Annotated in this window: 6 protein-coding genes; 3 read left to right on the plus strand and 3 right to left on the minus strand. The window is 72.1% G+C overall.

Going from position 1 to position 10,330, the window contains the following annotated elements; all coding sequences use genetic code 11:
* Positions 1–225: 225 nt before the first annotated feature.
* From GA0070558_RS23980 to GA0070558_RS23990, 3 genes are all read right to left on the minus strand, one after another.
* Positions 226–1,101 (minus strand): DUF2470 domain-containing protein, encoded by an 876-nt coding sequence (locus GA0070558_RS23980; RefSeq protein ID WP_439709631.1) that lies wholly within the window; start codon positions 1,099–1,101, stop codon positions 226–228.
* A 149-nt stretch (positions 1,102–1,250) separates the two neighbouring features.
* On the minus strand, positions 1,251–1,547 hold the full coding sequence (locus GA0070558_RS23985) for a DUF1540 domain-containing protein (RefSeq protein ID WP_091283809.1): 297 nt from the start codon (positions 1,545–1,547) through the stop codon (positions 1,251–1,253).
* Between the two features lie 302 nt (positions 1,548–1,849).
* Positions 1,850–3,199 (minus strand): lysine N(6)-hydroxylase/L-ornithine N(5)-oxygenase family protein, encoded by a 1,350-nt coding sequence (locus GA0070558_RS23990; RefSeq protein ID WP_091283811.1) that lies wholly within the window; start codon positions 3,197–3,199, stop codon positions 1,850–1,852.
* A 125-nt stretch (positions 3,200–3,324) separates the two neighbouring features.
* Here GA0070558_RS23990 and GA0070558_RS23995 point away from each other — a divergent pair, with 125 nt between their 5' ends.
* The 3 genes from GA0070558_RS23995 to GA0070558_RS24005 form a co-directional block, all read left to right on the plus strand.
* Positions 3,325–4,269: a methionyl-tRNA formyltransferase gene (locus tag GA0070558_RS23995; protein ID WP_091283813.1), complete on the plus strand. Its 945-nt coding sequence runs from the start codon at positions 3,325–3,327 to the stop codon at positions 4,267–4,269.
* Between the two features lie 140 nt (positions 4,270–4,409).
* Complete coding sequence (locus tag GA0070558_RS24000) at positions 4,410–8,816, plus strand: non-ribosomal peptide synthetase (RefSeq protein WP_091283816.1); 4,407 nt, start codon at positions 4,410–4,412, stop codon at positions 8,814–8,816.
* The coding region (locus GA0070558_RS24005) for a condensation domain-containing protein (protein ID WP_256092095.1) at positions 8,813–10,330 on the plus strand (1,518 nt) is incomplete at its 3' end. The genes GA0070558_RS24000 and GA0070558_RS24005, both read left to right, overlap by 4 nt.

The following is a 10,330-nucleotide window of genomic DNA, read 5'->3' on the forward strand; positions in this document are numbered from 1 at the left end:
CGGCGACCCGTACCCCGCCCCGCACCGAGGTGATCGACAAAGTCGCGGACCGGCGGGCTCTCGGGCCGGGCCGGAGGTGACGGGGTCACCCTGCCGAGCCTGGGGCGGGCCGGGCACCGCGACGCCGAGGTCAGCGACCGACCGACGGCCGGGTGGACCGACGCGTGGGCGGCGGCGCCACCGCCAGCGGGCGGCGGGCGAGCGGAGCCGAGCGGAGGCGAACCGTCACGACGACGGGACGACGCACACGCCTTCGGGGAGGTCGCAAGCGGCCGCCGAAGGCGTGTGCGCGTCCGGAGTGGCGCGGGGGGGACCGGCCGGCACGCGCCGCGTCGCCTCGGCGAGCAGCATCCGCAGCCCGTCGGCGAGGCCGGCGGTGCTGGTGACGCGGCCAGCGAACGGCAGTCGGACGTCGGTGTGCCGGTCCGGCATCTCCGCGCGGAGCACGATGCCGTCGGCGTCGACGGCCACCGGCACGACCCGGGCCGAGTCGGCGGTCACCGCCGGGTCGATGAGCGTGGCGAGCCGATCGAGGACGTCGCAATGCCGTTGGACGAGATGTTGCAGGCCCGCGGCCTGGTCGGCGGCGAGCGGGTCCGGCTGTGCAGCGCGGAAGGCGCTGATGCCCAGGGTGGTCGCGCCGACCTCGCGGGTGAGGCCGACCTCGATCGGCTCGACCTCCCACAGCGCGACGGGAGGCAGGTCGAGCAGGGCCATGACGGTGTCGCTGTCGCACGAGTTCAGGATGCCCGGGTCGAACCGGCGCGCGGTGCCCGACAGCCAGACCTTGGCCCACACCCGGGACCGTACGGCGACCGGGACGAGTTGCGTCACGTCCAGCCGCACCGCCCCCGGCCGGCCGCGTGCGGCCACCAGTAGGCCACCGGTCCTGGTCATCGCGTCAACCGCGAGTACCACCGTGCCGTCGGGCAGGACGGCGTGCGTGTCGACGAGGTCGACGGAGGTTTCGCCGAGTCGCAGCTGCAGGGACGGGCTGGCGGACAGGACAGATCGTGCCAGCACGGCGTCCGCATCGTTCCGCGTGGCGTGCGGAGCGGCGTCCGTCAGTTCCGCTGCCCGCCCGGCTGGGTGGAGCGCCATGTCATTCCCCTCGGCCACGAGTGAAGGTGAACTCAGCCTAGGGACATGACCTTAGTAGGTTAGCCTTACCTTTGCAAAGGGGTGCCATGCGGGCGGCTGCCCGGTGTCGACCGACGGCGGGGCACCGGTGGACCGGTGCCCCGTGACCGTCAGGCGGGCTGATAGGTGAGGCAGTCGCTGGCGGTGGCGCCGGGGCCGACGGTGATGGACTCCGCCGTGCACGCGAGGTTGGTGTTGTAGGTGCACTCGGAGCGTGCGCATGCGCCCACCGTGCCGGTCACCTCCGCGATACCGCCCTGAAGCGACGACTCCACGAACGTCGCGCAGGACGCGGCGTCTCCCGTCGAAGCCACCGTGATCGCCGGAGCGTGGCAGCCCTTGGTGTTGAAACTGCACGCTGTGGCGGCGCATTCACGCACCGGTGTCATTTGCAGCAGCGTCTTCATGTGTCCTCCATGTCGTGGCCGCAGCCTGCAGGGCGGCGTCGGCCCCGCGTGCTCGGATGCAGTGCGTATTTGCCGAGCGACTGGAACGTAAACCAATCGCCGGCCGGACGTTCTGCCTTCGATTCCGAATAGCGCCACTCTAACAGGGAAGGCCGCGCGCAGTGTGCTTGTCTCTGTTTCGGCCACATGAGGCGCAGAAAGGAAGCCTTGCCTTTGTTAGGTCAGCCTATCTTTATCTGGCGCCAATTGCCTTGTCGCTGACTGTCTCGAACCGAACGGAGAGGAAATGGAATGCGTCGGCGTCAGCCCGGCACTCCCGCGCCCACGGAGACGGGGGCGGACAGGGGGCGGTCGACCGGGAGGTTGGCGACGATCGAGCCGAGGATCTCGCCGGCGCGCACGGCCGCGTTGGACAGCAGGGAGGCGGTGATGCCATGCGTGTGTTCGGTGCCGCCCTGCAGGTAGACGCCGGCCAGCACCGAGGCGTCGGTGCGGATGCGGTAGTCGCGTTGGACCACGGGCCGGCCGAAGCCGTCGCGGTGGCAGTGCCGCGCGGCGTCGCCGAGCAGCGGGAACGGGTCGACCGGCTGGTAGCCGGTGGCGCAGATCAGCACGTCCGCGTCGAGGACCGAGACTTCACCCGTGGTCAGGGTCTCGACGGTGACCACGACGCGACCCTGGTGTTCGCGGGCGGCGGTCAGGCGGGACACGTTGAGCAGCCGTAGCCGGTTGACGCCATTGACTTTCTCCTGGTAGGAGCGTCGGTAGAGTTCGTCGATGAGGTCGGTGTCGACTACCGCGTAGTTCGTGTTGCGGTGGTAGTTCATGAGCATGGTCTTGACCTCCGACGGCGCGGTGAAGTAATCGTCCACGGCGGCAGGGTCGAAGATGCGGTTGGCGAAGGAGCTGTCATCGGCCGGGCTGTAGCCGTAGCGGGAGAAGACGGCGCAGACCTCGGCGGCGGGGAACCGCTCGTGCAGGAACGCGGTCACCTCGGCGGCGCTCTGGCCGGCGCCGACCACCACGAAGCGCGACGGGTCGGCGCCGTCCAGTCGGCCGACGTTGGTCAGCAGGTCGCGGCTGTGCCATACGCGGTCGGACGCCTCCACGCCGGCCGGGGTCTGCGGCCGCAGGCCCGTGGCGACGACGAGATTGCGGGTGCGGTACGAGCTCGACCCACCGACGTGGCGCACGGTCACGTCGAACGCCTCGACGACGCCTTCGCGGACCACGGGGGCGACGGCGGTGACCTCGTGGCCATAGTGGACCACGTCGTCGACCTTGGCTGCCGCCCATTCCAGGTAGTCGTGGAATTCGACCCGCAGCGGATAGAAGGTCTTGTGGTTGACGAAGTCGATCAGGCGGCCTCGGTCCTTCAGGTAGCACAGGAAGCTGAACTCGCTGGTGGGGTTACGAAGCGTGACGAGGTCTTTCAGGAAGGACACCTGCATGGTCGCGTCCGACAGCAGCATGCCGCTGTGCCAGCCGAACCGGGCCTGCCGCTCGAAGAAGACGGCGGTGACCGGGTCGGCCGCGCCGGTCCCGCCGTTGTGTTCGTGGGCGGCCACGGCGAGTGCCAGATTGGACGGGCCGAAGCCGACCCCCAGCAGGTCGTAGACCGGAGTTGCGCCGTGCGGAGCGGCCTGTGACATCGGCAGTCCCAATCCTCAGGTCGAGCGGTGTCGACACCTTGCGCGTGGAGGGGCCGCCCCAGGGCGGCGCGAAGCTAGGTTAGACTAACCTAACTTTTGCCGAGGTGGATGGGTCAGGAGGAACCGTGCGGGTAGTCATGTTCGGGTACCAGACGTGGGGGCATCGGACGCTGCAGGCGCTGCTGGACTCGGAGCACGAGGTCGCCCTGGTCGTCACCCACCCGCCGAGCGACCACGCCTACGAGCGGATCTGGAACGACTCGGTCGCCGACCTCGCCAAGGAGCACGGCATCCCGGTGGAGGTCCGGGACCGACCGGACGATGACCTGCTGATCCCGCTCGAGAAGGCTGACCCCGACGTCATCGTGGCCACCAACTGGCGCACCTGGATCCCGCCCCAGGTCTTCCAGCTCCCCCGGCTCGGCACCCTCAACGTGCACGACTCGCTGCTCCCCGCGTATGCCGGCTTCTCCCCGCTGATCTGGGCCCTCATCAACGGGGAGAAGGAGGTCGGCGTGACCGCCCACATGATGGACGCGGAGCTGGACGCCGGCGACGTCGTGCTGCAGCGGGCCGTGCCGGTCGGGCCCCGAAACACCACGACCGACCTGTTCCACAAGACGCTTGAGCTGTTCGGGCCGATCACCGTGGACGGCCTCGCGCTGATCGCCACCGGCCGCACCGACTGGACGCCGCAGGACCGATCCAAGGCCAGCTTCTTCCACAAGCGGTCGGAGGAGGACAGCCGCATCGACTGGACCTGGTCGGCGGAGGAACTGGACCGACTCGTGCGCGCGCAGTCCGATCCGTACCCCAACGCTTTCACCTTCCATCGTGGGCAGCGGCTGCGCATCGTCGCGGCGTCCGTGTCGCAGGGCAACTACGGCGGGACGCCCGGCCGCATCTTCATCCGCGAGGGGAACGCCGTGGTCGTCGTGGCCGGCGCCGAGGCCCGCCGGGGCAGGAGCCCCGGGCTCGCCATCGAGCGGGTACGCCTGGACGACGGCACCGAGCTGGCCGCGACCGACTACTTCCGCACGATGGGCGGATATCTCACCCGCCACCCGTGACGCCGGTGGCGTGACCGACAGGAATGCGGGGTCCGCCAACTGGCGGACCCCGGATTCCACGCGTCCCGCCTCTCGCGATTTAGGTAAGCCTTGCCTACAGTCAGAGCGTTCCACCGCCCCGCCCAATCAGGAGCGACTGCATGCACACCATCGGTGACAGTGCCACCGCCGCCCCGGCGCACCCGGCAGCGCACTCCAGCGGTGGTCCGCTGACCGTGCCCCCGGCGACGCTTCCGGACGTCTTCGCGACCGTGGTCCGCGCCGATCCCGACGCGGTGGCGGTGGTCTTCGAGGACACCGAGGTGAGCTACGCGGAGCTCGACGCACGGGCCAACCGGCTGGCACACGTGCTCGTGGCACACGGTCTGGGCCCGGACCGCGTGGCCGGGCTGGCGGTGCCCCGCTCCGTCGACATGATCGTGGCGGAACTGGCCGTGCTGAAGGCAGGCGGCGCTTACCTTCCGCTGGACCCGGCTGATCCGATCGAGCGCCTCTCCTACCTGGTCGGCGACGCACGGCCCGTCTGCCTGGTCACCACCACCGAGGTCGCCGACCGGCTGCCCGGCGCCGACGGCGTGCCCCGGCTGCTGCTCGACGCGCCCTCGACGGTGGCCGAACTGGCGGACGCGCCGAGCCGCGACCCCGAACGCGCGGGCCTGCGGGTCGAGCACGCCGCCTACGTCATCTACACCTCAGGATCGACCGGCCGGCCCAAGGGCGTGCTGCTCACCCACACCGGCGTCGCCAAGCTGCTCTCCACCCAGTTCGAGCGCTTCGGGCTCACCCCCGACGTCCGGGTCCTGCACTTTGCCTCGCCGAGCTTCGACGTCGCCTTCTGGGATCTCTGCCTCGCGCTGCTCTCCGGCGGCCGACTCGTCGTCGTCCCCGCCGACCGCCGCGTCGCCGGCCCGGCGCTCACCGAGTATGCGCTTCGGCATCAGGTCAACTTCATGATCCTGCCACCGGCGTTGCTGGCCGCGCTGCCCGCGGAGTGTGAGCTGCCGCCCGGCATCCTCCTCGCCGGCACCGAGCGCGTCTCGCCGGAGCTGGTCGCCAGGTGGGCCCGGGGCCGCCGGATGTTCAACGCCTACGGCCCGACCGAGGCCACCGTGAACTCCACCCTCGGCGAGTGCGACCCGGACCGCATCGACGGCGTCAGCATCCCCATCGGGCGGCCCGACCCCGGCACCGACGCCTACGTGCTCGACGACAGGTTGCAGCCGGTCGGCCCCGGCGTTCCCGGGGAGCTGTACCTCGCCGGGCCCGGTCTGGCCCGGTGCTACGTCAACCGGCCCGACCTGACCGCCGAGCGCTTCCTCGCCGACCCGTACGGCCCACCGGGGCGGCGCATGTACCGCACCGGCGACGTGGCGAGCTGGCGGGCCGACGGCCGGCTGGACTTCCTCGGCCGCGTCGACGACCAGGTGAAGGTCCGCGGTTACCGGATCGAGCTCGGCGAGATCGAATCCGTGCTCGCCCGGCACCCCGGCGTCGGCCAGGTCACCGTCCTGGCCCGCGAGGACCACCCCGGCGACGTGCGGCTGGCCGCGTACGTCGTCCCGGACCGGGAAGGGCCGCCGGACGCCCGGGCGGACGTCCAGATCGCCGAGTGGAAGGAGCTGCACGAGCTGCTCTACCAGGCGGGCCGCGTCGAGCGCTTCGACGAGAACTTCACCGGCTGGAACAGCAGCTTCGACGGGTCGCCGATCCCGCTGGAGCAGATGCGCGAGTGGCGCGACGCCACCGTACGCCGGATCCGGGCGCTGCGGCCCCGGCGGGTGCTGGAGATCGGCGTCGGCAGCGGACTCCTGCTGTCCCGGCTCGCGCCCGACTGCGAGAGCTACTGGGGGTTGGACCTCTCGGCGGAGGCCATCGACACCCTGCGCCGCGCGGTCTCGACGATTCCCGGCCTCGTCGACCGCGTCACTCTGCGCGCCCAGCCGGCCCACGACCTGAGCGGGGTGCCGGAAGGCTGGTTCGACACGGTCGTCGTCAACTCGGTGGCCCAGTACTTCCCCAGCGCCGACTACCTGACCGGAGTGCTGCGCGCCGCCGCCCAGCGGCTCGCCCCCGGCGGTGTGATCTTCGTCGGCGACGTCCGTAACCTGCGGCTGCACCGGATGCTGCACGAGGCCATCCAGGCCAGCCGCGGCGTCGCGCCCGCCGACCGGGACGCGGCCGTCGAGGCGGCGCTTCGGGCGGAGCGCGAGCTGCTGCTCGACCCGGACTACTTCGCCGCGCTGCCCGTCGACGCGATCCGCGGCGTCGAGGTGCGGGTCAAGCGAGGGCGGTACGACAACGAGCTGAGCCGCTACCGCTACGACGTCGTGCTGACGACCGTGTCCGTACCCCCGCCGCCGGCCGAGACCACCTACGCCTGGGCCGGCTGCCTCGACGACGTCCGCGACCGGCTGCTCGGCGGCCCCACCCGGCTGCGGGTGACCGGCGTGCCCAACGCGCGCCTCCGCGAGGAGCCTGGCCCGACTGTCGAGGATCTGCACGCCCTGGCCGACTCGCACGGCTACCGGGCAGCGGTGACCTGGGACGGTTCCTCGGCGACCGGAGACCTGGACGTGGTGTTCCAGCGGGACGCCGAGCCCACCCACGTCTACCGGCCAGGCACGTCGACGACCGTCGCCAACACTCCGGCCGCGTTCGCCGACGCGGCGACGCTGGTCAAGGCGCTGCGTCTGCACGCCGAGTCCTGGCTGCCCGCCTACATGGTGCCCGCCGGTTTCGTCGTGCTCGACCGGCTGCCGGTGCTGACCAGCGGCAAGATCGACCGGGCCGCGCTGCCGGCACCGGACTACGCCGCCCTGGCCACCGGCACCGCCGCGCGCACGCCCCGCGAGAAGCTGCTGTGCGAGCTGTACGCGGACGTGCTGGGGGTGCCCGGCGTGGGCATTGAGGACGACTTCTTCGGCCTCGGCGGCGACAGCATCGTCTCCATCCAGCTCGTGCTGCGCGCCCGCGCGGCCGGGCTCGTCTGCACCTCGCGTCAGGTGTTCGAACACCGGACGGTGGCCGCGCTGGCCACGGTGGTCGCCGACCTCGACACCGGCAGCCAGGACCGGCCCGACGACGGCGTCGGCGATGTTCCGTTCACCCCGATCCTGCGGTGGCTCGACGAGACCGGCGGCCCGATCGACTCGTTCAGCCAGTCCCTCGTGCTCACCACCCCGGCCGGCATCACCGAGGACGACCTGGTCGCGGTGCTGGACGCGCTCACCGCCCGGCACGACCTGCTGCGCGCACGGCTCGTCCGAGCCACCCCCGGCGCGCCCGGACGGCTGCACGTCAGGCCCGAGGGCACCGGCCGGCCCTGGCTGCGACGGGCACGACCCGACGCGGTCGTCGAGGTCGAGGAGCAGGCCGCCGCCGGTCGCCTCGATCCTGAGCAGGGCGTCATGGCCCAAGCGGTCTGGTTCGACGCCGGGCCGGCCGGGCCCGGGCGACTGCTGCTGGTCATCCACCACAGCGTGGTCGACGGCGTCTCGTGGCGGATCCTGCCGGCCGACCTCGCCGCCGCCTGGGAGCAGCGCGCAGCCGGTCGCGTCCCGGTCCTGGAGCGCACCGGCACGTCCTTCCGACGCTGGGCCACCGAGCTGGCCGAGGCGGCCCGCCGACCGGAACGCGTCGCCGAGCTGACCCTCTGGCAGGACATCCTGACCGGCCCGGACCCGGCATTCACGCGCCGCCCGCTGCGGCCGGTGGCCGATCTCGCCACGGTCGCCCGGCACACCGTGCGGCTGCCCGCCGAGACCACCGAGCCGGTCGTCACCGCGGTCGCGGCGGCCTTCCACGCCGGCATCAACGACGTGCTGCTCACCGCGCTCGCGCTGGCCGTGGCCGACTGGCGGGCCCGCCACGCGTACGGTACGGAGCGGTCGGTGCTGATCGCACTGGAGGGCCACGGCCGCGAGGAACAGGTCGTCGCCAACGCGGACCTGACCCCCACGCTGGGTTGGTTCACCAGCGTCTTCCCGGTGCGCCTCGACCCCGGCGGGGTCGACCTGGCCGACGCGCTCTCCGGTGGACCGAGCGCCGGCACGGCCCTGAAGCGGATCAAGGAACAGCTCCGCGCGATCCCCGACCATGGCATCGGCTACGGGTTGCTCCGCTACCTCAACCCGGCCACCGAGCCCGAGCTGGCGACCCGCCCCGCACCGCAGATCAGCTTCAACTACCTCGGCCGGTTCACCGCCTCGTCCGGAGACGGTGGGGTGTGGACGCCGGTCGCCGGACACGGCATCCTCGCCGGCGGATACGACCTCGGCATGCCGGTCGCACCGTACCCGCTAGAGATCAACGCCTACGTGCAGGACACCGAGGCCGGCCCCGAGCTGGGCGTGACCTGGGCATACCCGCGTGACCTTCTCGACGACGAGGCCGTCGCGGACCTGGCGGCCGCCTGGTTCGCCGCGCTGAAGGGCCTCGTCGCGCACGTTCGTAGCCCGGCCGCCGGTGGCCTCACCCCGTCCGACCTGACGCTCACGCTCAGCCAGGACGAAATCGACGAGTTCGAGGCCGAATGGGAGCTGTCGTGACCACCACCGCCACCCCCGCCGCAGGCCAGGCCACCGGCATCGCCGACGTCCTGCCGCTCACCCCGCTGCAGGAGGGACTGCTGTTCCACACGCAGCTCGCCGCAGACGGCCCGGACGTCTACACCGGACAGCTCACGATCGCCCTCGACGGTCCTGTCGACGCGGCCCGGCTGCGGGCCGCCGGCCAGGCCCTGCTCGACCGCTGGCCCAACCTGCGGGTGGCCTTCCGACGCCGCCGCAACGGGCAGGCCGTCGCGGTGGTGCCGCGCTCGGTGCAGCTGCCCTGGGCGGCCCTGTCCCTGAGCGAGGAGGAACTGGCCGGCTTCCTCGACACCGACCTGGCGACCCGTTTCGACCCGGCGACCGCTCCGCTGCTGCGGATGACCCTGGTCCAGCTCGGCCCTGAGCGGCACCGGCTCGTGGTCACCCACCATCACCTGCTGCTCGACGGCTGGTCCGTGCCGCTCCTGCTGGACGAGCTCGTCGCCCTCTATCGTGGCGGACCGTTGCCGGAACCTGCGGACTTCCGCGCCTATCTCCACTGGACCGCAGCGCAAGACCGCCCGGCGGCCGAGACCGCCTGGCGGGAGGCGCTGGCCGGCCTGGACGCGCCGACCCTGCTGGCCGGCCGTCCGCCGGCCAGCGCGGTCGTCCCCGACCGCCTCGTGCGTGACCTGCCGGCCGAGCTGACCCGTCGGCTCACCGCGCTCGGCCGGGCCCGCGGGCTCACCCTGAACACGCTGGTGCAGGGCGCGTGGGGGATCGTGGTCGGCGCGCTGACCGGCCGCGACGATGTGGTCGTCGGTGCCACCGTTGCCGGCCGCCCACCGGATCTGCCCGGAGCCGACACGATGATCGGCCTGCTCATCAACACCATTCCCGTGCGGATCGACCTGGCCCCGGGCGTCCCGGTGGCGACCATGCTGCGCCGCCTGCAGGACGGCCAGGCGCGGCTGATGGACCACCAGCACCTCGGGCTGGCCGAGATCCAGCGGCTCGCCGGGCACGGCGAGCTGTTCGACACTCTCACCGTCTTCGAGAACTACCCGCTGGGCGAGTCGCTGCCTGCCCTGGCCGACGACGTACGCGTCACGGACGCGACGGTGCGCGACTGCGCCCACTACCCCCTGACCCTGACCGCGCGTCCCGGCGACCAGCTGCGTCTCGACCTGGAGCACCGCCCCGACCTGATCGACTCGGCCGCCGCAGGCACGCTCCTGGACCGGCTGACACTGGTCCTGTCCCGGATCTGCGAGACCCCGGACGCGCCGCTCGCCGCCGTCGACGTGCTGACTCCCACCGAACGCGACCGCGTCCTGGAGGGCTGGAACGACACGGCGGCGCCCCTGCCGGCGACGTCGATCACCGGGCTCCTGCACGAGCAGGCCACCCGGACCCCCACGGCGGTGGCCCTCGTCGCCGGTGGGCGGTCGTGGACGTTCGCGGACCTGGACGACTGGTCGTCCCGGCTCGCCGGGGTGTTGCGTGAGCGTGGTGTCGGCCGGGGCAGTGTG

Source organism: Micromonospora haikouensis, from assembly GCF_900091595.1.
Classification (GTDB): domain Bacteria; phylum Actinomycetota; class Actinomycetes; order Mycobacteriales; family Micromonosporaceae; genus Micromonospora; species Micromonospora haikouensis.

Bases quoted from the DNA above. Each gene is read 5' to 3' on its own strand.
- GA0070558_RS23980 (WP_439709631.1), bottom strand. From the start codon at position 1,101: ATGGCGCTCCACCCAGCCGGGCGGGCAGCGGAACTGACGGACGCCGCT.
- GA0070558_RS23985 (WP_091283809.1), bottom strand. From the start codon at position 1,547: ATGAAGACGCTGCTGCAAATGACACCGGTGCGTGAATGCGCCGCCACA.
- GA0070558_RS23990 (WP_091283811.1), bottom strand. From the start codon at position 3,199: ATGTCACAGGCCGCTCCGCACGGCGCAACTCCGGTCTACGACCTGCTG.
- GA0070558_RS24000 (WP_091283816.1), top strand. From the start codon at position 4,410: ATGCACACCATCGGTGACAGTGCCACCGCCGCCCCGGCGCACCCGGCA.